At 68.9% G+C, this 19,784-nt stretch carries 20 protein-coding genes and 1 tRNA gene; 9 read left to right on the top strand and 12 right to left on the bottom strand.

The window, feature by feature from the left end; translation table 11 throughout:
- Positions 1 to 154 precede the first annotated feature (154 nt).
- Entirely contained in the window at positions 155 to 730 is a 576-nt protein-coding gene (locus AB0N59_RS08555; protein ID WP_363481565.1) for a PKD domain-containing protein, read from the top strand.
- A 335-nt stretch (positions 731 to 1,065) separates the two neighbouring features.
- Here the strand turns inward: AB0N59_RS08555 and AB0N59_RS08550 are convergent, their stop codons facing one another.
- Both AB0N59_RS08550 and AB0N59_RS08545 read right to left on the bottom strand, forming a co-directional pair.
- The gene (locus AB0N59_RS08550) at positions 1,066 to 2,421 is read right to left on the bottom strand and encodes a PhoH family protein (protein ID WP_363481562.1); all 1,356 of its coding nucleotides are present in this window, start codon (positions 2,419 to 2,421) and stop codon (positions 1,066 to 1,068) included.
- A 232-nt stretch (positions 2,422 to 2,653) separates the two neighbouring features.
- A complete protein-coding gene (locus AB0N59_RS08545; RefSeq protein WP_363481559.1) occupies positions 2,654 to 3,436 on the bottom strand; it encodes an isoprenyl transferase in 783 nt (260 codons plus the stop codon).
- A 138-nt stretch (positions 3,437 to 3,574) separates the two neighbouring features.
- Between AB0N59_RS08545 and AB0N59_RS08540 the strand changes: the two genes are divergently transcribed.
- Positions 3,575 to 4,258, top strand: coding sequence for a hemolysin III family protein (locus AB0N59_RS08540; protein WP_363484146.1), 684 nt, complete (start codon positions 3,575 to 3,577; stop codon positions 4,256 to 4,258).
- 85 nt (positions 4,259 to 4,343) lie between these two features.
- Complete coding sequence (locus AB0N59_RS08535; protein ID WP_363481556.1) at positions 4,344 to 4,817, top strand: S-ribosylhomocysteine lyase; 474 nt, start codon at positions 4,344 to 4,346, stop codon at positions 4,815 to 4,817.
- Between the two features lie 12 nt (positions 4,818 to 4,829).
- Here the strand turns inward: AB0N59_RS08535 and AB0N59_RS08530 are convergent, their stop codons facing one another.
- A complete protein-coding gene (locus AB0N59_RS08530) occupies positions 4,830 to 5,075 on the bottom strand; it encodes a hypothetical protein (protein ID WP_363481553.1) in 246 nt (81 codons plus the stop codon).
- Positions 5,076 to 5,146: 71 nt separating this feature from the next.
- Here AB0N59_RS08530 and AB0N59_RS08525 point away from each other — a divergent pair, with 71 nt between their 5' ends.
- Positions 5,147 to 5,533 carry a DUF4307 domain-containing protein gene (locus AB0N59_RS08525; RefSeq protein ID WP_204975963.1) on the top strand — a complete coding sequence of 129 codons (387 nt, stop codon included), beginning with the start codon at positions 5,147 to 5,149 and terminating at the stop codon, positions 5,531 to 5,533.
- A gap of 118 nt (positions 5,534 to 5,651) precedes the next feature.
- A complete protein-coding gene (gene greA, locus AB0N59_RS08520; RefSeq protein WP_363481550.1) occupies positions 5,652 to 6,140 on the top strand; it encodes a transcription elongation factor GreA in 489 nt (162 codons plus the stop codon).
- A gap of 89 nt (positions 6,141 to 6,229) precedes the next feature.
- On the opposite strand, the gene ilvA is transcribed toward greA, so the two are convergent.
- Together ilvA and AB0N59_RS08510 are read right to left on the bottom strand one after the other, a co-directional pair.
- The gene (ilvA, locus tag AB0N59_RS08515) at positions 6,230 to 7,477 is read right to left on the bottom strand and encodes a threonine ammonia-lyase (protein WP_363481547.1); all 1,248 of its coding nucleotides are present in this window, start codon (positions 7,475 to 7,477) and stop codon (positions 6,230 to 6,232) included.
- The gene (locus tag AB0N59_RS08510; RefSeq protein WP_363481544.1) at positions 7,474 to 8,673 is read right to left on the bottom strand and encodes an AI-2E family transporter; all 1,200 of its coding nucleotides are present in this window, start codon (positions 8,671 to 8,673) and stop codon (positions 7,474 to 7,476) included. The genes ilvA and AB0N59_RS08510 overlap by 4 nt, the downstream gene beginning before the upstream one ends.
- Before the next feature lie 69 nt (positions 8,674 to 8,742).
- Between AB0N59_RS08510 and AB0N59_RS08505 the strand changes: the two genes are divergently transcribed.
- Positions 8,743 to 10,020 carry a crosslink repair DNA glycosylase YcaQ family protein gene (locus AB0N59_RS08505; protein WP_363481541.1) on the top strand — a complete coding sequence of 426 codons (1,278 nt, stop codon included), beginning with the start codon at positions 8,743 to 8,745 and terminating at the stop codon, positions 10,018 to 10,020.
- A gap of 48 nt (positions 10,021 to 10,068) precedes the next feature.
- Here AB0N59_RS08505 and AB0N59_RS08500 read toward each other — a convergent pair whose 3' ends face one another.
- The 3 genes from AB0N59_RS08500 to AB0N59_RS08490 form a co-directional block, all read right to left on the bottom strand.
- Positions 10,069 to 10,635 (bottom strand): LemA family protein, encoded by a 567-nt coding sequence (locus tag AB0N59_RS08500; protein ID WP_363481539.1) that lies wholly within the window; start codon positions 10,633 to 10,635, stop codon positions 10,069 to 10,071.
- Positions 10,636 to 10,708: 73 nt separating this feature from the next.
- A complete protein-coding gene (locus AB0N59_RS08495) occupies positions 10,709 to 12,022 on the bottom strand; it encodes a D-arabinono-1,4-lactone oxidase (protein ID WP_363481536.1) in 1,314 nt (437 codons plus the stop codon).
- Positions 12,019 to 13,176, bottom strand: a complete 1,158-nt coding sequence (locus AB0N59_RS08490; protein ID WP_363484143.1) for an alanine racemase — start codon at positions 13,174 to 13,176, stop codon at positions 12,019 to 12,021. The genes AB0N59_RS08495 and AB0N59_RS08490 overlap by 4 nt, the downstream gene beginning before the upstream one ends.
- 134 nt (positions 13,177 to 13,310) lie before the next feature.
- Here AB0N59_RS08490 and AB0N59_RS08485 point away from each other — a divergent pair.
- A tRNA-Leu gene (locus AB0N59_RS08485) sits at positions 13,311 to 13,383 on the top strand.
- A 250-nt stretch (positions 13,384 to 13,633) separates the two neighbouring features.
- Here AB0N59_RS08485 and AB0N59_RS08480 read toward each other — a convergent pair.
- The gene (locus tag AB0N59_RS08480; protein WP_363481533.1) at positions 13,634 to 14,083 is read right to left on the bottom strand and encodes a MarR family transcriptional regulator; all 450 of its coding nucleotides are present in this window, start codon (positions 14,081 to 14,083) and stop codon (positions 13,634 to 13,636) included.
- A 113-nt stretch (positions 14,084 to 14,196) separates the two neighbouring features.
- On the opposite strand from AB0N59_RS08480, the gene AB0N59_RS08475 reads away from it, so the two are divergent.
- Both AB0N59_RS08475 and AB0N59_RS08470 read left to right on the top strand, forming a co-directional pair.
- On the top strand, positions 14,197 to 15,399 hold the full coding sequence (locus AB0N59_RS08475) for an MFS transporter (protein WP_363481530.1): 1,203 nt from the start codon (positions 14,197 to 14,199) through the stop codon (positions 15,397 to 15,399).
- A 20-nt stretch (positions 15,400 to 15,419) separates the two neighbouring features.
- Entirely contained in the window at positions 15,420 to 16,244 is an 825-nt protein-coding gene (locus AB0N59_RS08470; protein WP_363481527.1) for an aldo/keto reductase, read from the top strand.
- 64 nt (positions 16,245 to 16,308) lie between these two features.
- Here AB0N59_RS08470 and AB0N59_RS08465 read toward each other — a convergent pair whose 3' ends face one another.
- From AB0N59_RS08465 to AB0N59_RS08455, 3 genes are read right to left on the bottom strand one after another with little or no spacing between them, the layout of a single operon-like run.
- A complete protein-coding gene (locus AB0N59_RS08465) occupies positions 16,309 to 17,859 on the bottom strand; it encodes an FAD-dependent oxidoreductase (RefSeq protein WP_363481524.1) in 1,551 nt (516 codons plus the stop codon).
- Between the two features lie 20 nt (positions 17,860 to 17,879).
- Entirely contained in the window at positions 17,880 to 19,250 is a 1,371-nt protein-coding gene (locus AB0N59_RS08460) for a S8 family serine peptidase (protein WP_363481521.1), read from the bottom strand.
- On the bottom strand, positions 19,247 to 19,780 hold the full coding sequence (locus AB0N59_RS08455) for a DUF501 domain-containing protein (protein ID WP_363481518.1): 534 nt from the start codon (positions 19,778 to 19,780) through the stop codon (positions 19,247 to 19,249). The genes AB0N59_RS08460 and AB0N59_RS08455 overlap by 4 nt, the downstream gene beginning before the upstream one ends.
- Positions 19,781 to 19,784: the final 4 nt, after the last annotated feature.

Here is a 19,784-nt window from a genome sequence, read left to right as displayed (position 1 = left end):
CTCGGAACTCGGTCTCAGCGGTATCAAGACCAAGCGGGGAAGCAGTGGGGGCGCGAGCAACTCCTCCGGATCCCGGTACGGATCAAGCGGTGGGAGCGGCAAAGCTACCGTCGGTTACCCGCCACCAGACAAACCCTCACCGTTCGAGAACTGCTTGGTCGACTGGGATTCCAACCGCGGCTGCTGGCAGAACAGCATCCCTGGCGAAGAGGCAGAGCCAGAGAAAGGCGAGGAGTCGCCGGGGCTGCCGCCGATCGCGATCACGGATCTCGCGACCTTCGCCCCCGCTGAGGGCAGGATCGTGGGCGAACCCGACAGTCTGGGAGTGGTGGGGCTTCCCGCGAACTTCGTCACCGAGGCCTCCCCGCACGTGCGCTCCGGTGACCTGTTCGGCTTCCCTGTCGACGTGCGTTTCACTCCGGTGTCATACACGTTCGACTACGGCGATGGCGAGACCCGGACCAGTTCCTCGCCCGGGGCGAGCTGGGCGAGCCTCGGGCAAGCGCAGTTCACGCCCACCGACACGAGTCACACCTACTCCGAGCGCGGAACCTACGATGCTCGGGTGGACATCGCGTACGCAGCCGAGATCGACCTCGGAGCCGGATGGTTCCCCGTCGAGGGACAGCTCGACATCCCCGGACCGACGCAGCAGATCCGCATCTTCGAGGCGCACACCGCCCTCGTCGCGCGCACGTGCGCGGAGCAGCCCACGGCACCCGGCTGCTGATGCCGGCCACGGACCACCAGCCACGTGTTCGCCTCCGCACGATCGAAACGGGAGCCACACACTCCAGATGCCGGACCGATCGTGCGAGAACGTCCGACAGGGGTGCGCCGCCCCGAACGTAACGGCCGCACCGGCACCGGGAACGCCCGCGCGCAGCATCCGCCGACCCGCCTGAGCTCACGACGAAATGCAGGCCGTCAAAGTCTGGCGGGGCATCCGTCACAGAAGAACGGGGGCCGACACTCCGGATGCCGGACGAATCTCCCCGAGACGTCCACCATCCGGCCTGTCGACCCCCGAGCATTCGACCGAGAGCGAGAAGCCTCGAGCGTCGGTCAGCTCAGTTCGCCCCCCTCCAGCAGTTCCGTCACCAGAGCCGCGATGGCCGAGCGCTCCGAGCGCTGCAGAGTCACGTGGCCGAACAGGTCGTGGCCCTTGAGCGTCTCGATGACACTGGCGATTCCGTCGTAGCGCCCGACCCGGAGATTGTCGCGCTGTCCGACATCATGCGTCAGCACGACCCGCGAGTTCTGCCCGATGCGGCTGAGCACGGTGAGCAGCACGTTGCGCTCGAGCGACTGCGCCTCGTCGACGATCACGAACGCGTCGTGCAGCGAACGGCCGCGGATGTGAGTGAGCGGCAGCACCTCCAGCATCCCCCGCGCGACGACTTCTTCGAGAACGTTGCCCGAGACGACGGAGCCGAGCGTGTCGAACACCGCCTGACCCCACGGGCCCATCTTCTCTCCCTGGTCACCGGGCAGGTAGCCGAGCTCCTGCCCGCCGACCGCGAAAAGCGGGCGGAAGACGATGATCTTCTTCTGCTGCTGCCGTTCGAGCACCGACTCCAGGCCCGCGCACAGCGCCAGCGCCGACTTGCCGGTGCCGGCTCGCCCGCCGAGCGAGACGATCCCCACCTCCGGATCCAGCAGAAGGTCGATCGCGATGCGCTGCTCGGCCGACCGGCCGTGCATGCCGAAGACCTCGCGGTCGCCGCGCACCAGCCGGAACTCTCCGTCAGCCACCACGCGACCCAGCGCCGATCCCCGCTCGGAGTGGATGATCAGTCCCGTGTTCACCGGCACGCCCCGCACCTCGTCGCTGAGGCCGACTTCGCTCTCGTAGAGGTCGCTCATCTCGTCGCCCGACAGGTCGAGCGTCGTGATGCCGGTCCACCCGGAGTCCACCGCCTGCTCGGCCAGATACTCCTCCGCGGCGAGCCCCAGAGATGCCGCCTTGACCCGCATCGGCAGATCCTTCGACACGATGGTGACGTCCTGCCCGTCGTTCGCCAGCCGGGCGGCGGTGGCGAGGATGCGACTGTCGTTGTCGCCGAGCCGGATGCCAGCGGGCAGCAGTGACAGATCGGCGCCGGCGAGCTCGACACGCAGGGTCCCGCCGTCGCCCACCTCGATGGGGAAGTCGAGTCGGCCGTGCTCGACACGCAGCTCGTCGAGGTGACGCAGCGCGCGACGCGCGAAGTACCCCAGCTCGGGGTCGTGACGCTTGCCCTCCAGCTCGCTGATCACCACCACGGGGAGCACGATCGAGTGCTCCGCGAAACGGAACAGGGCCTGCGGATCGCTCAGCAGCACCGAGGTATCGAGCACATATGTGCGAAGAGCCGTGTCATCGTGTGACACGGCTCCGACTGCTGACGTGGACTGCTGCTGTGCTGTACGTGTGGTCACGATCCACTCCCACCCGGGACGCATTCCCGGCTCTGCAGCGAGTCGACCAGGGGCCACGAGTCGCGAACCTTGAGGCCGACCCGACCGGACACGGTGTCCGATGCCATGAACGTACGTCCGCACCCGCCCCCGCGCGCGGCGACACGCAGGACGAATCGCTGAAGAATCGGTGAACGAGCAGCGACCGTAAGCCGCGAGCGCACGCTCGAGCCCGCTTACCCGCCGGTCGCGTTCATCGCCCGAAGCGACGGTCGCGGTCGGCGAAGTCTCGGATCGCCCGCAGAAAGTCGACCTCACGCAGGTCGGGACCGAGCGCCTCGACGAAGTAGAACTCGCTGTGCGCGCTCTGCCACAGCAGGAAGTCGCTCAGGCGCTGCTCTCCGCTCGTGCGGATGACCAGGTCGGGGTCGGGCTGGCCGCCGGTGTAGAGGTGCTCGCCGATCATCTCCGGGGTGAGCTGCTCGGCGAGGTCCTCCAGGGTGCCGCCCGAGGCGTTGTGCTTGCCGATGATGCTGCGCACAGCGTCGACGATCTCGTTGCGACCGCCGTAGCCGACCGCGAGGTTCACATGCAGTCCGGTGTGCCCGCTGGTGCGCGCCTGCGCCTCGGCGAGAACCCGCGAGAGCTCCGTCGGCAGGATGTCAGAGCGCCCCACGTGCTGCACCCGCCATTCGCCGTGCTCGGCGAGGGAGTCGGCGAGCTCGGCAATGATCTCGATGAGGTCGCCGATCTCCTTGGAGTCGCGCTTGAGCAGGTTGTCGGCCGACAGAAGGTACAGGGAGACGACGCCGATGCCGAGGTCGTCGCACCAACCGAGGAACTCGCGCATCTTCGCGGCACCGGCGCGATGGCCTGCCGCGGCGCTGTCGAAGCCGAGCTGCCGGGCCCAACGCCTGTTGCCGTCGATCATCATCGCGACGTGGTGGGGAGCCTTCGCCGGGTCGATGCGCCGTCGAAGGCGATTCCCGTAGAGCCAGTAGAGGGGCCCTCGCCCCGAGCTCTCGCGTGCAGTCACGTGCCTACGCTACCCTCATGAGCCGCGAGGGCGCCGCAGCGCTCAGGTCATGTGCCGCTGGCGGCATGAGCCGAAACGTAGAGTGAGCGAGTGAGCAACCGACCTTCTGACGACGCAGATGTCCCCCAGCTCCCCCTGATGGAGGCTGCGGCCGTCGATGCCGCTGTGGAGGTCAGGCCCACGTGGCGCGGCTGGGTCCATGCCGGCACATTCCCCATCGCGATCGTCGCAGGAATCGTGCTCATCGCGCTCGCCCAGGGCGGTCCGGCGAAGATCGCGGCAGCCGTCTTCATGACCACGTCGCTGCTGCTCTTCGGCAATTCGGCGCTCTACCACCGGTTCGACTGGGGCCCGAAGACCAAGGTCGTCTTGAAGCGCATCGACCACGCGAACATCCTGCTGCTCATCGCCGGCACCTACACCCCGCTGGCCGTGCTCGCCCTGCCCCCTCAGAAGGGCCTCGTGCTGCTCATCGTCGTGTGGAGCGGCACCGTGCTCGGCATCCTGTTCCGCGTCTTCTGGATCAACGCGCCACGGTGGCTCTACGTCGCCCTGTATCTCGCCCTCGGCTGGGCAGCGGTGATGTACATGGTCGACCTGCTGCAGGCCAACGTCGCCATGATGGTGCTGGTGTGCGTGGGCGGTCTTCTGTACACGGCCGGGGCGATCGTCTACGCGATGAAGAAGCCGAACCCGTGGCCGGGTCACTTCGGCTTCCACGAGATCTTCCACGTCTGCACCGTGCTGGCCTTCCTCTGCCATTGGACGGCCTGCCTGCTGATCTCCCTCGAGCCCCTCTCTCCCTCACTCGGCGTGCGCTGACGCCGTCGCGAGAGGTAACGCGATAACCGCGCCGCCCCGAGCCCGGGATACGCTCGAAACGACCGTCCGAACCCGAGGAGCGAGAATGGCCGAAGTCGAGAGCTTCACCCTGGACCACACCGCCGTCAAGGCGCCCTACGTGCGTCTGATCAGCGTCGAGCACGGGCCGAAGGGCGACGCGATCTCGAACTTCGACGTGCGCTTCGTACAGCCCAACGAGGGCGAGATCCCCACGGCCGGCCTGCACACCATCGAGCACCTGCTGGCGAGCGTGGTGCGGGACCGCATCGAGGGTCTCCTCGACATCTCGCCGTTCGGCTGCCGCACCGGATTCCACGCGATCTTCTGGGGCGAGCCGGCCGTCGAGGACGTCGTGGCCGCTGTTCGCGGCGGCCTGCGGTTCATCGCAGAGAACGCGGAGTGGGCCGACGTGCCCGGAGTGTCTGCCGTGGAGTGCGGCAACTACCGCGACCACAGCCTGCACAGCGCCAAGGAGTGGTCGAAGACGATCCTGGATCAGGGCATCAGTCTCGACGCGTTCGAACGCGTCGGCGTCTGAGATCCGCGGGGCTCAGCGGCTTTCGCCGTCGCCGTCGGTCTGCTCGCGCAGCGCCGCCTCTTCGGCATCGAGCTCCTGCCGCACCTCTTCGCGGTAGCGGACCCGGCGGATGCGGCGATTCATGTCCCAGATCAGCAGCACGACGGCGACCACGATCAGCACGATCATGGCGAACCCGGCGAATCCGGGAGTCACCGAGTTCGGGTCGACCGTCATCGACGGCGTCGGCATCGGGGTGGTCTCACCGAACAGGATCATGGTCCGCCTTCTCCTCGCAGGTCGAATAACCTGGAAGTCCAGCCTATCCGCCGTCCACACCCAGGAGAGACGTGACCACCGCACGCGAGCTCGATGAGCGATACGGCCGCACGCCGACGCGTCGCCTCCCCTGGATCGTCTTCGGCGCGATCGTCGTGGCGGCTGTCGTGGCGCTCGGCTGGACGATCGTGGCCAAGCAGATGAGCGCGGTGGATGCCGATGACCTCGGCTTCACCGTCGTCGACGCGCACAGCGTCGAGCTGCACTTCCAGTTCACCGCTCCTCAGGGCGCCGACGTCGCGTGCGCGGTCGAGGCGCAGGATGAGGAATTCGGCATCGTCGGCTGGAAGATCGTCGAGATCCCGGGTGGCGAGCATCATACGAAGGGCGTAGCCGTCAGCATCCCGACAGTCGCCGAGGCGACCACGGGTTTGGTCAAGTCCTGCTGGGTCACCTAGAATCATCCGAAAGATGACCGACGCCCCGGCAACGCCGGGGCGTCTTCGCATATCCCTCGGGCCGCAAGGCTCGATGTCCCATAAGCCCCTGAAGGGGCCCGCTACGAAGGAGCACGCTGTGTCCACAGACGCTCAGGTACCTTTCCTCACGCAGGAGGCCTACGACCGGCTCGTCGAAGAGCTCGAGCACCTCTCCACCGTCGGTCGTGATGAGATCGCCGCCCGCATCGAAGCGGCGCGCGAAGAAGGCGATCTCAAGGAGAACGGCGGGTATCACGCCGCGAAGGACGAGCAGGGCAAGCAGGAGGCGCGCATCCGCACGCTGCAGCAGCTGCTCAAGACCGCCAAGGTCGGCGAGGCGCCCACGAGCCGCGGCATCGTCGAGCCCGGCACCGTCGTCACCGCGCTCGTCGCCGGTGACGAGGAGGTCTTCCTGCTCGGCAGTCGCGAGATCGCCGCGAGCGGCGACCTCGACGTCTACAGCGAGGCGAGCCCCCTCGGTCAGGCGATCATCGGACTCAAGGTGGGCGACAAGTCCAGCTACGAGGCCCCCAACGGCCGCGCGATCAGCGTCGAGATCACCGGAGTCGAGACGTACACCGGCTGATCGGCAGACTCAGCCGCAGAGACGGTGAACGGCGGGATGCTCCAGATGGGGCACCCCGCCGTTCTTCGTCCTGGCGCTCCCGCGCCGTCTCAGTCGGGCACGATGACCGGCTCGAAACCGGCCTGTCGCAGGGTGTCGAGCGCGAGTTCGGTGTGCTCCGGGCCGCGGGTCTCGATCGAGAGCTGCAGGATCATGTCGCTGATCTGCAGACCGTGCCCGTGGCGGGTGTGCAGCACCTCCATGACGTTGGCGCCGGCCTGCGCGAGCAGATCCGACACCTTGGCGAGCTGACCGGGGCGGTCGGGAAGCGGGATGCGCACGGTCGCATACCGACCGGATGCCGCGAGACCGTGCGCCACGACCCGCTGCAGCAGCATGGGGTCGATGTTGCCGCCGGAGAGGATCGGCACGGTGACGCCCGTGCCATGGACCTTGCCTGCGAGGATGGCGGCGACGCCGACGGCGCCTGCCGGCTCGACGACGACCTTCGCGTGCTCGAGCAGCACGAGCAGGGCACGGGCGATGTCGTCTTCGGAGACGGTGACCACCTCGTCGACGAGCTCGCGGATGATCTCGAACGGCACATCGCCCGGCCTCGCGACGAGGATGCCGTCGGCGATCGTGGGATGCGTCTGGATCTCGACCGGGCTTCCGGCCTCGAGCGACGGAGGCATGGCGGCGGCGTTCTCGGCCTGCACCCCGATCACTCGCACGGTGCGACCGGCTGCGGCTGCCGCCGCCTTCACCGCTGCGGCGACGCCGGCGATGAGACCGCCGCCGCCGATTCCCATGATCACGGTGTCGACGTCGGGGACGTCCTCGATGACCTCGAGGCCGAGCGTTCCCTGACCGACGACGATGTCGCGGTGGTCGAAGGGGTGGATCAGGACCGCGCCCGTGCGCTCGGCGAACTCGGCGGCGAGTCGCAGCGATGTCGCCACGGTCTCGCCCTCGAGCACGACCTCGGCTCCGTAGCCCCTGGTGGCGAGGAGCTTGGGCACGGGCACGCCGAGCGGCATGAAGATCGTCGCGGGGATGCCGAGCATCTGCGCCGCCAGGGCCACTCCCTGGGCATGGTTGCCGGCCGACGCCGCCACCACTCCCCTGGCCCGCTCCTCAGCCGTCAGCCGGGAGAGCCGGTAGGTGGCGCCCCGCACCTTGAACGACCCGGTGCGCTGCAGGTTCTCCATCTTGAGCATCACCGTCGATCCGAGACTCTCGCTGAGCGCGCGTGAGAGCTCGGTCGGGGTGCGCGAGATCACTCCGGAGAGGCTGTCGGCTGCGGCGGTGAACTCAGCGAGGCTGGGAACTGCGGCAAGGCTCGGGACTGCGGTCATCGATTCCTCCTCTGCCGCTCACGCGGCACTGTGCTCCAGATGAGATCTTCGGCTGCCGGCTCGCGCCCGGTGCGCCATGCGCCCGAGCTGATGGTCACGGCTGCGACGTTGACGAATGCGGCGAGCGGCACCGCGAAGAGTGCGCCGGGGATGCCCGCGATCATCGCTCCTCCCGCGACGACGAGCACCACGGCGAGCGGGTGCACCTTGACCGCCGAGCCCATCAGGATCGGCTGCAGGATGTGCCCCTCGAGCTGCTGCACGAGCAGCACGACCCCGAGCATGGCGAGCGCGATGAACGGGCCGTTGTAGACGAGGGCGAGGAACACCGCGAGGGCGCCCGTCACCACTGCTCCGACGATCGGCACGAACGAGCCGAGGAACACGAGCACGGCGACAGGTATGGGCATCGGCACGCCCAGAAGCGCGGCGCCGACGCCGATGCCGATGGCGTCGATCCCGGCCACGAACATCTGCGTCCGCGCGTAGTCGACGACGGTGGCCCAGCCGTTGCGCGCAGCCGCGTCGGCAGCGGGCCGCGCCGTGCGCGGGAAGAGCTTGAGGGTCCATCTCCAGATGCCGGCGCCGTCGGCGAGCAGGCAGATGAGGATGAACAGCGCGAGGAGCGCTCCGGTGAGGATGTGCGCAGCGGTGCCGGTGACCGCCAGCGCGCCGTTGAGCAGCAGGTCGGCCTGCTCGTTCAGCAGGCCGATGCCCTGCTGGATGTAGCCGTCGATCTGCTTCTCGGTGAGGTGCATGGGGCCTTCGAGCAGGAAGGTGCGCAGCTGGCCGATGGCATCCGCCGTCTTCGCCTGCACGTCGGGCAGCTGCTCGCGCACCTGCCAGACGACGAGCCAGAGCAGGCCGGTGACGACGCCGAGAGTGCCCAGCACGGTCAGCGCGATCGCCAGCCAGCGGGGGAACCGCGCGCGCAGCATGAGCTGGAACGCCGGCCACAGCAGTGCGGTGATGAGGATCGCGACCATGAGCGGGATGACCAGCAGCTTGAGCAGCATGACCAGCCAGATGAACAGCGCGACCATGCCCGCGATCACGAGCAGTCGCCAGGAGTAGGCGGCCGTGACGCGCAGCGGCGCCGGCACGGCTTCGTCGGCCGCGGTGGTCACCGTGCGGTCGAGGACGGGCGGATACTGGCGGAACGGATTGCGGAACCTCGGTCTGGGGTCGTCGCTCATTGTGCAATTCTACGTACGCGTCGAATGCGTGCTTCGCCGCGTGTCGGCGGCTGCCGATACGCTGACGCCGTGACGTCCCGCCTCGTGAACAGCCTCGGTTCGAACACCCTGAGCGCCGCCGAAGCCCGTCGTATGACGCTGGCGGCCCAGGGATTCTCCCGGCGCCGACCGGATGCTGTGGCGCCGCGCCACCTGCATCGGGCGATGGATCACCTCGGGGTTCTGCAGATCGACTCGGTGAACGTGTTCGCCCGCTCGCATTACATGCCGATGTTCTCACGGCTGGGCGCGTACGACCCCGCCGTGCTCGATCGAACCTTCCTCTCACGCACCACTCACTACGTCGAGTACCTGGCCCACGAGGCCACGTTCATGCCGATCGCCGACTGGGCCCTCTGGGGCTTTCGCATGCGCGAGTGGCAGGAGCGCGCGTCTCGTCCGGACGCCTGGATGCACGCGCACCGTCGCACGCTCGACTGGGTGCGCGACGAGCTGCGCACCCGCGGGCCGCTGCGCCCGGCCGATCTTCGCGATGACGCTCCGCGCGAGCGCGGTTCGTGGTGGGACTGGGACGAGTCGAAGATCGCGCTGGAGCATCTGTGGCGCTGCGGCGAGGTCGCCATCGCCGGCCGCGCGGGTTTCGAGCGCCGCTACGGGCTCGCCGAGCAGATCATCCCCGCCGCCGTGCGCCAGAGCGCGATCCCGCGTGACGAGGCCGTGCGCGAGTTGGTGCGACGCGCGGCGCGCTCGTACGGCGTCGCGACGATCGCCGATCTGAACGACTACTACCGGCTGCGCGACCAGTCGGCTGTCCGCTCAGCGGTGTCGGATCTCGTCGACGCCGGCGAGCTGGAGCCCGTCGTCGTGCGCGGCTGGGAGCGTGCCGGCAGACCGATCGCGGCGTGGCGGCATCGTGATGCCGTGCTGCCCCGGCGCATCGATCGCGCCGCGCTGCTGACTCCGTTCGATCCGGTCGTGTGGTTCCGCGACCGCGCACTGCGCGTCTTCGACTTCGACTACCGGATCGAGATCTACGTGCCCGCCGAGAAGAGACGGTATGGGTACTACTCGCTGCCGTTGCTGGTCGGTGACCGAGTCGTGGGCCGTGCCGATCTGAAGGCCGACCGCGCCGCGTCGACACTGCGTGTGCAGTCGGCGTGGTGGGAGGCGCACGCCCGACCCGGGGAGGATGCAGAGCGCATCGCGGAGGAGCTGGTTCGTGCGGCTCTGTGGCAGGGCCTCGAGCGGATCAGTGTGTCGGGCTGGGGCGATGCGGCGGACGCCGTGGCTCACGCTCTGCACGGCGCCGACACCGCCGTCGGGCGGCACGTCCACCCGAGGGAATGACGAAAAGAAGAGGCTCAACGCGACGTCGTCGCAGTGAGCCTCTTCGCGTCAGAACTGCACGCGCGGCGGCTCGGAGATCGCTCCGTCGTCGCTGACCTCGAAGAACTCGCGTTCCGTGAAGCTGAGGCCGCGGGCGAAGAGGTTGTTGGGGAACACCTTGATCTTGGTGTTCAGCTCCCGCACCCCGCCGTTGTAGAAACGACGCGCGGCCTGGATCTTGTCTTCGGTGTCGACCAGCGAGTGCTGCAGCTGCAGATAGTTCTGGCTGGCCTGCAGCTGCGGGTACGCCTCGGCGACCGCGAACAGGCTGCGAAGCGCCTGCTGCAGGTGTCCCTCGGCAACGCCCGCTTCGGCCGGCCCGGTGGCAGCCAGAGTCTCGGCTCGGGCGCGGGTGACCCCCTCGAAGACCTCCTTCTCGTGCGCGGCATACCCTCGCACGGTCTGGATGAGGTTGGGGATGAGGTCGGCTCGCCGCTTGAGCTGCACGGTTATGCCGCTCCACGCTTCATCGACGCGCACATTCAGCTGCACCAGCGAGTTGTACGTCGACCACAGATAGATGCCGACGAGCAGCAGCACTCCGACGACGATCAGTACCGGCCACAGCCATTCCATGCGGACCCCCCTCTTGAATCGTCATCCATCCTATGCGCCGATCACTGCGCGTCGGCTGGATGACAGGCCGTGCTCAGGCGCCGAGGATCCGTTCGAGATGACGGTTGCCGAACAGCCGGTCGGGATCGAGGCGATCACGCAGCGCGACGAAGTCGTCGAATCGCGGGTACCGCTCGCGCAACTGCGCCGCGGTGAGCCCGTGAAGCTTGCCCCAGTGCGGCCTGCCGTCGTGGGCGAGCATGATCTGCTCGACCGCGTCGAAGTACTCGCGAGGGTCTACGCGCCAGTAGCGGTGCACGGCGATGTACGCGGTGTCGCGTCCGAAGGCCGTCGAGAGCCACAGATCATCGGCCGCCGCGAAGCGCACCTCCACGGGGAACTCTATGCGCCACCCTCGTTCGGCGATCAGCTGGCGCACTTCTTCGAATGCCGAGACGACGTTCGCAGCGGGCAGCGCGTACTCCATCTCGCGGAAGCGCACGTCGCGGTGATGGATGAGCACGCGGTGAGAGTGATCGGCGTACTCGGCATCGCCCGTCAGATGCACGGCGAGGCGGTTGAACGGAGGGACCACCGCGGGCACGAATCTGCTGATTCCGCAGAACGCCCCGAAGACTCCGTTGGAGAGAAGGCTCTCGTCGAGCCAGTGCTGCAGCCGCGGCCGGGGGCGACGGCGTGTGGATTCGGGCATCCGGCTCTGCGTCTTGGTCAGCGCGACGTCGGTGTGCGGATGCCAGTAGAACTCGAAATGGTCAGCATCCGCCACCCGCTCGGTCAGCGACCCGAGCGCATCATCGAGCGGGACGGGTGCGTCGACCGCCTGCATGACGAAAGCCGGGACGCACTGCAGCGTCACCTCGACGACGATGCCCAGTGCGCCGAGGCCGACGACGGCACCGGGAAGGAGCTCGCTGTTGCGCTGCTCATCGATGCGGAGGAACTCCCCGTCGGCGGTGATCAGGGTGAGCCCGCGCACCTGGGTCGCGATTCCGCCGAAGCGGGCGCCGGTGCCGTGGGTCCCTGTCGAGATGGCGCCGCTGATCGACTGCCTGTCGATGTCGCCGAGATTCTGCATCGCGAGCCCGTATGGCTTCAGCAGGGCGGGGATGCGGTGCAGCCGGGTGCCGGCGAGCAGGGTGACCGTCCCGGTCTCCGTGTCGGCCGAGACCAGCCCCTGCAGGTCGTCGAGCTCGAGCAGCACCCCGGGAGCCGCGGCGATTCCGGTGAAGCTGTGGCCCGCGCCGACGGCCTTGATCGTGAGGCCCTGGGCCGACGCGGCCTTGACAGCGCGCTGCACGCCTTCCGGCGATCGCGGGCGCTCCACCCGCAGCGGGCGGATGGCGGCCGTGCGACCCCAGTTCTGCCAGGTTCCGCCGGGACGAGTCATAGGAACGCCTTTCCCTCTCCGCGATACGTGGGCAGCTCGGCGACGACGACGCCGTCTGAGACCAGATGGTAGCGGTCGATCCGCTCCGCGGGCTCGCCGCTCTTCGCGTGCCGGAACCAGACCCTGTCACCGATCTTCACCTTGCGCGCGGCAGAACCCCTCAAAGGCGTCTGCACCTCTCCTGCCGCCTCGCGCGGGAGGGCGTGGAGTCCCGCGGGCCAGACGGGAAGGGGCTGACGGGATGCCGCCGCGGGGCCGGATGCGATCCAGCCACCGCCCAGGACGGTGGCGATGTCGGGGGCCGGCCTGCGAACCACGTCGAACGCGAAGGCCGCGGCGGGCGCCGGCTGGAAGGAGCGGTATCCGTCGAAGAGGTGCCCTGCGAGCAGTCCGCTGCCGGCGGTCGCCTCGGTGAGCGACTCATCGCTGCCGGTGAACTCCAGCGAGCCCGTCCCTCCCCCGTTGAGGAACTCGAGCGGAGCCACCTGCGTCATCGCGTCGGCGATCTCGGCGCGTCGATGGCGAAGCTCGTCGCGGGAACGCGCCTGCACCATGCGGATGACGGGGGCGTCGGCTCCCGCAGCATCCCCTTGACCTGCGATCTGCGCCTCGTACATCTGCAGTCCGACCAGGCGGAAACCGGGGCGGCGCACGATGCGGCGGGCGAACGCCGCAACGTCGGCGGCGGAGTGCAGTGGCGAACGCCGCACCCCGATGTGCCCCAGAGACGGAGAGCGCAGCGACGCATCGACATCGATCGCCACGCGCACCTCCGGGCGCGACCCGGGGGCCGCGACCGAGTCGATCAGGTCGAGCTGGGCGAGGTCGTCGATCATCAGGGTGATGCGCGACGCCGCTCGTTCATCGGCGACCAGTGCGCGCAGAGCTGCGCGGTCGGCCGTCGGGTAGCCGAGCACGATGTCGTCGTGCTGTTCGGCGAGCCAGAGCGCCTCGGCGAGCGTGAAGGCGAGGATCCCGCGGTATCCGGGGATCTCGAGCACGGCGTCGAGCACCGCCCGCACGCGCACCGACTTCGTCGCGACGCGGATCGGGATGCCGCCCGCCCGCACCAGCAGGTCCATGGCGTTGTGGCGCAGCGCCTCCCGCTCGATCACCGCGACCGGCGCGGGGAGGTGGGCGGTCGCCTCGGTCAGAGAGGTCCAGTACCGGTCGGGCGAACGCCAGGGCGCATCTGGTTCGGATGCCGGGCGCCGGCCTGCAGTGAGATCGAGCACCCCCTTACCCTACGACGCAGGCCTCGCGGCCCGTGGATAGGCTGAGCACGCGGGCCCCCATAGCCCAATGGCAGAGGCAGGCGTCTTAAACACGCTTCAGTCTGGGTTCGAGTCCCAGTGGGGGCACGGAGTGACCGCGCTGGGCGAGAAGCCAGGCCAGGGGCCACGACGGCCCGAGGCTCCGCCCGACGCGCAGCGGCGGGTGGAGGGGCCGGTGGGGACGGGTTCGAGTCCCAGTGGGGGCACGGAGTGACCGCGCTGCTCATCGGTCGGAGTTCTCGGACCATCTGCCCTCGAACCGGCGTGCCGCTGAGGGACACGCCGAGTCGCACCCGTTCGGTCCGGTGCGCCCGACGCGCAGCGAGGGGTGCGGAAGTCAGCGGACTGCGGGCTCGCGGTGCAGGGCATCGACCATCGGCGCCAGCTCCGGCTGCTCGGCGGCCTCTGCCAGCACCCGTTCGAGTGTTCGGTCGTGCACGGGCTTGGCGCGGTCGTGCAGCTCGTGCCCGGCGGCTGTCAGCTCGGTGTAGATGCCGCGGCGGTCGTCCATGCAGAGGATCCGCGTGAGCAGCCCGCGATCTTCCAGCCGGTTGACGAGCCTCGTCGTCGCGCTGGGGCTCAGCGCCGCCGCCCGCGCGAGCTGCTGCATGCGCATATGCCAGCCGTCCTGACGGTTCAGAGCATCGAGCACGGTGTACTCCACGACCGAGAGCTCGGCTTCGGCGGCGAGCGCGCGCTCGAGCTCGACCTCGATCATCCCGTGCAGGGCGGCGAGCGTTCGCCAGCCCTGCGCTCTGATCTCGACGGCGTCGTCTGCGATGCCCATGGACAGCCCTCCGGAAGTAGTTGTTTGCGCTTTATAGTTGCGCGTGCAATGATATTCACCGCACCCGCAATATCCCGCGTCTGCAATCAAATCAGTCTAACAGGAGAACCCTCATGCCACTCGGCCTCATCGCGCTCGCCATCGGAGCGTTCGGCATCGGCCTCACCGAGTTCGTGATCATGGGCCTGCTTCCCGACGTCGCAACCGACTTCGCCGTCAGCGAGGCCACAGCGGGCTGGCTGATCTCGGGGTATGCCCTCGCCGTCGTCGTCGGCGCGCTGCTGCTCACCGCGATCACCCTGCGTCTGCCCCGCAAAGCCCTGCTTCTCGGCCTCGTTGTGCTCTTCATCATCGGCAACGTGCTCACCGCGGTCGCAGCAGACTATGCGACCGCGATGGTCGGCCGCATCATCGCCGCCCTCGATCACGGTGCCTTCTTCGGCGTGGGCTCCGTCGTCGCGGCATCGCTCGTGCGCCCTGAGAAGAAGGCCGGCGCGGTCGCCATCATGTTCACCGGCCTCACCGCCGCCAACGTTCTCGGCGTGCCCTTCGGCACATTCCTCGGTCAGCAGCTCGGCTGGCGCTCGACCTTCTGGGCCATCGCGATCATCGGTGTGGTCGCGTTCGCCGGCATCGCCGCACTCGTTCCGAATCGACGGGGGTCGCAGGAGCGCATCAGTCTGCGGGCGGAGCTCGGCTCCTTCCGCTCGGGCCAGGTGTGGCTCTCGCTTCTCGTGACCGTGCTCGCCTACGGCGGCATGTTCGGCGCCTTCACCTACATCGCCTACACGCTGACCGAGGTCAGCGGCTTCGCATCGACCGCGGTGCCGTGGCTGCTCGTGCTGTTCGGCGCCGGCCTCGTCATCGGCAACTGGCTCGGCGGAAAGCTGGCCGACCGCTCGATCGACCGCACACTGCTCTCGTTCACCGGAGCCCTGGTCGTCGTGCTCGTGCTCTTCGGCCTCACCGCCCAGTCGCAGATCGCCACGGTCATCTCGCTGTTCCTGATGGGCGGCTTCGGATTCGGAACCGTGCCCGGCCTGCAGAGCCGCATCATGCAGTACGCAGGTCACGCCCCGACCCTGGCATCCGGAGCCAACATCGGCGCCTTCAACGTCGGCAACGCGCTCGGCGCATGGGCCGGGGGTGTCGGGATCACCGCAGGCCTCGGCTACACGGCACCGATCTGGATCGGTGCCGCGATCACCGCCGCCGCCGTGATCGTCATGGCGATCGCCGCGGCCGTCGCCGCATCGTCCGCCGCCACAGGCGAGACGCAGGCCCCGACCGGGGCATCCGCTGCCGTCACCCACTGACCTCCCCGAAAGGAAACCGCATGTCCATCCCCACCATCACCCTGAACAACGGCATCGAGATGCCGCAGCTCGGCTTCGGCGTCTTCCAGGTGCCCGACGACGAGACCACGACAGCAGTCGCCGAAGCACTGCGGGTCGGATACCGGAGCATCGACACCGCGGCGATCTACGGCAATGAGACCGGCGTAGGCCGCGCGATCGCCGAGTCGGGTATCGCACGCGACGATCTCTTCATCACCTCGAAGGTCTGGAACACAGATCAGGGCTATGACAGCACCCTGCGCGCCTACGACGACACCCTGGCGAAGCTCGGCCTCGAGCAGCTCGACCTCTATCTGATCCACTGGCCGGCACCGGCTCTCGACCTGTATGTCGACACGTGGCGGGCCCTCGAGCGGATCCTCGCCGACGGGCGCGTGCGCGCGATCGGCGTCTCGAACTTCGAGCCGGCGCACCTCGAACGCCTCATCGCCATGTCGACGGTCGTGCCGGCGGTCAACCAGGTCGAGCTGCATCCCGCGATGCAGAACCGCGCCGTGATCGCCGCGAACTCCGCGCACGGCATCGCGACCGAGGCGTGGAGCCCACTCGCGCAGGGCGCCGTGCTGCAAGACCCGGCCGTGCTGGCCGTCGCGCAGCACCATGGAGTCTCCCCCGCGCAGGTCGTGCTGCGCTGGCACCTGCAGCAGGGTCGGATCGTGATCCCCAAGTCGGTGACGGCCTCGCGCATCGCCGAGAACCACGACGTGCTCGGTTTCGATCTCTCCGCGGAAGAGCTGACTGCGCTCGACGGCCTGGAGCGCGACGGGCGGACCGGCCCGCACCCCGACGAGTTCAACGGCTGACAGCCGGATGCAGAAAGGGTCCGCCCGAGTTCACACTCGGACGGACCCTTCTGGCTGACTCAGATCAGGCCTTGACCTCGACGCCCTCGGCCTTCGCCGGTGCCTTCTTGGCGGGAGCCTTCTTGGCGGCCGGCTTCGCGGGAGCCTTCTTGGCTGCCGGCTTCGCGGCGTCGGCCTTCGCAGCCGGCTTCACGGCATCCGGCTTGGCGGGCTTGCCCGCGTCCGACTTCGCGGCTTCCTTCTGCGCGGCGGGCGCAGCCGTCTCGGTGACGGCCGGACGCGGACGCGCGGCGAACTCCTCGAACGCGGCACGCGGGTGCTGCACGGCGGCGAGGTTCGCGAAGTCACGACCGAGCCACAGGTTATGCCACCAGCCCCACAGCACGCGCCACTTGCGCTCCCAGGTCGGCATGGCGAGACCGTGGTAGCCGCGGTGCGCGACCCAGGCGACGAACCCCTTGAGCGCGATCTTGCCCGACTGGAAGACGCCGTTGTAGAGGCCGAGTCCGGCCACAGCGCCCAGGTTCTTGTGGAAGTAGTCCTTGGTGCCCTCGCCACGCAGCACGGCCACGAGGTTCTTCGCGAGCAGCTTCGCCTGACGCACCGCGTGCTGCGCGTTCGGCACGCACGTGCCGTCGGGCAGACCACCGGTCTTGTCGGGAACGGCCGCGACGTCACCCGCGGTCCAGGCGCCCTCGATGGGGTTGCCGTCGGCGTCGATGACGCGCAGGTCGGCCTGCGCGGCGATGCGGCCGCGGGGCTCGGTGGGCAGGTCGCCGCCACGGACGACCGTCGGGTTCGCCATGACACCGGCGGTCCAGACGATCAGGTCGGACGGGATGACCTCGCCGCTCGACAGCTCGACGTTGCCGTCGACGGCGCTGGTGACCTGCGTGTCGAGGTGGATGAACGCGCCGCGCTTGCCGAGGTCCTTCATGACCCACTTGCTGGCCTCGAGCGAGACCTCGGGCATGATGCGGCCCATCGCCTCGATGAGGTGGAAGTGCGTGTCGTCGAACGACAGCTGCGGGTACTTGGAGACCAGCGACGAGGCGAACGAGCGCAGCTCGGCGAAGGCCTCGATGCCCGCGAAGCCGCCGCCGACCACGACGACGGTCAGCAGGCGGTCGCGCTCGGGGCCCGCGGGGATCGCGGCGGCCTTGTCGAAGTTCGACAGCAGGCGGTCGCGAACGGCGACGGCCTCTTCGATCGTCTTGAGCCCGATCGCGTTGTCGGCGATGCCGGGGATCGGGAAGGTGCGCGAGACGGCACCGGCGGTCACGACGATCTGATCGTACGCGAACTCGTACGGCTCTCCGATCGGAGGCGTGATCGTGGCGACCTTGTTGGCGTGGTCGATGCCCGTCACCTTCGCCGTGATCACATTGGTGCTCTTGAGGTGGCGGCGGTGGGTGACCACCGCGTGGCGGGGCTCGATCGATCCGGCCGCGACCTCGGGCAGGAACGGCTGGTAGGTCATGTACGGCAGCGGATCCACCATCGTCACCTCGGCCTCACCCTTGCGAAGGTGCTTCTCGAGCTTCCATGCGGTGTAGAAACCTGCGTAGCCTCCACCGACAATCAGAATGCGGGGTGCAGTGCTGTTCTGAGGCACAGGGGGACAACTCCTCGTCGTCAGGGGGTGGGAGTGCGTCGACCGCGCTCCAATCGGATGCGCCGGGCAGCTGCGGTGACGCCAAGCGCTATCAGGATACCAGGCACCGTGAGGGCCAAGAGCGGCAGGGTACCGTACCGCAGCGACTCGGGAGTCGGCAGCAGGGGCGATCCCCGCTCGGCGGGCTGCTCGACGGCGGGCAGCGGCGGCACGGCGACCGGCGTCGACGTGGGCTCCGGCTGCGACGGCTCAGGGGCGTCGGCGCGCCGGTAGACGCGGATCCACTCCTTCAGGTCGCCCATCGGGTTGCTGCTCACCACGGGAAGGGATGCCGTGACCGCCGCCTCCGCGTCGAGCAGTCCGTAGCCGTAGAGCGGATCGGGAGTGTGAGTCATGTCTGGCACCTTCACCGCCGTCCTGATCAGACGGTTGATGACGTTGGCGGCGTCGAGATCGGGGTGCGCCGCGCGCACCAGAGCCGCGGCGCCGGCGACGATGGGGGCCGCTCCGCTCGTGCCGTCCCAGGAGCGCAGGGTGCCGTCGGCCGACATACCCAGCAGCGACTCGCTCGGGGCGGAGATGCCGATCGTGATGCCCTGGGTCGATGCGCCCGTGCTGGCGACGCCGGTCTGATCGACCCCGCCGACGGTGAGGACCCCGGGGATCGTGGCGGGAGCGCCGATCATGGCCGTGCCGCTGCCCCGGTTCCCTGCCGCGACGATGACGACCACGTCGTGCTCCTGGGCGTAGAGGAACGCCTCATCCCAGCTCTCGTCCCAGTCGAGCGTGTTGGTCGTGAACGAGAGATTGATGACGTCGGCGCCCTTGTCGACCGCCCATTTCATGGCCTTGACGACCTGGTCGGCGAACGGCGTGGTCGACGCCGATCCGGGAAAGCCGAGCGAGATCGACAGCAGCTCGGCCTCGGGGGCGACGCCGATCATGCCCGTGCCGTCGGGATTGCCGCGGCCCGCCGCGAGCGACGCGACCCACGACCCGTGGTTCGGGTCGCGGACGCCGACCGGCGTGCGGCCGTCGGGGCTGCCGACACCTGACACGTCGGTGCCGTCGGCGACCGCGCCGTCGAAGATCACGGGCGGCTTGCCGATGCCCGTGTCGATGATCGCGATCTTGACGCCCTTGCCGCGGGTGACGCTCCACGCCTGGCGGATCTTCGCGCCGTCGAGCCAGTACTCGCGCGCCCGCTCGGGATCGTTGGGGTCATCGGGGATCGGCGGAGGGGTGGGCGAGGGCGTCGCCGTCTGGTTCGCCGTGTACGGCACGGCCGCCGGTGACACCGGCGCCGCGACCGCCGGGGAGGCGGCGAGCAACACGGATGCCGCCATCGCCGCACCCGCGGCGATGCCCCGCAGCATCCGGTAGTCGGTCATTCCGCGCTGTCTCCCCGCGCGGCCCCGGGGTCGACGCAGGCGCAGCGCTCGGGCGACCAGCTGGAGCGCTGCAGAGCGGCATCCCCCATCGGATTCACACCCGGGCCCGCAGCGAGGGCGTGACCGGCGAGCGCATGCAGGCACTTGACGCGCGTGGGCATGCCGCCCGCGGAGATGCCGTCGATCTCGGGCACGTCGCCGTACTGCGCGCGATCGGCGAGGTACGCCTCGTGGGCGCGGTGGTAGGCCGCCGCGACGTCGGCGTCGTCTTCCAGCATCCCGGCCAGCTCCGGCATCACCTGCGTCGCCTCGAGAGTCGACATGGCGGCGGTCGCCGCCGGATGCGTCAGGTAGTAGAACGTCGGGAAGGGCGTCCCGTCGTCGAGACGGGGCGCCGTGGCGACCACGGTCGGGTTGCCGCAGACACAGCGTGCGGCGATGCCGATGACACCGCGTGCGGCTCGTCCGAGCTGGCTCGAGACCACGTCGATCTCAGCGGCGGTCGGCGTCGGGAAAGGAGGTGTCGTCACCTCT

The organism is Microbacterium sp. NPDC089321, assembly GCF_040684935.1.
Taxonomy (GTDB): domain Bacteria; phylum Actinomycetota; class Actinomycetes; order Actinomycetales; family Microbacteriaceae; genus Microbacterium.
The sequence above is the reverse complement of the archived record's forward strand: the minus strand, read 5'-3'. Positions and strand labels throughout refer to the sequence as shown.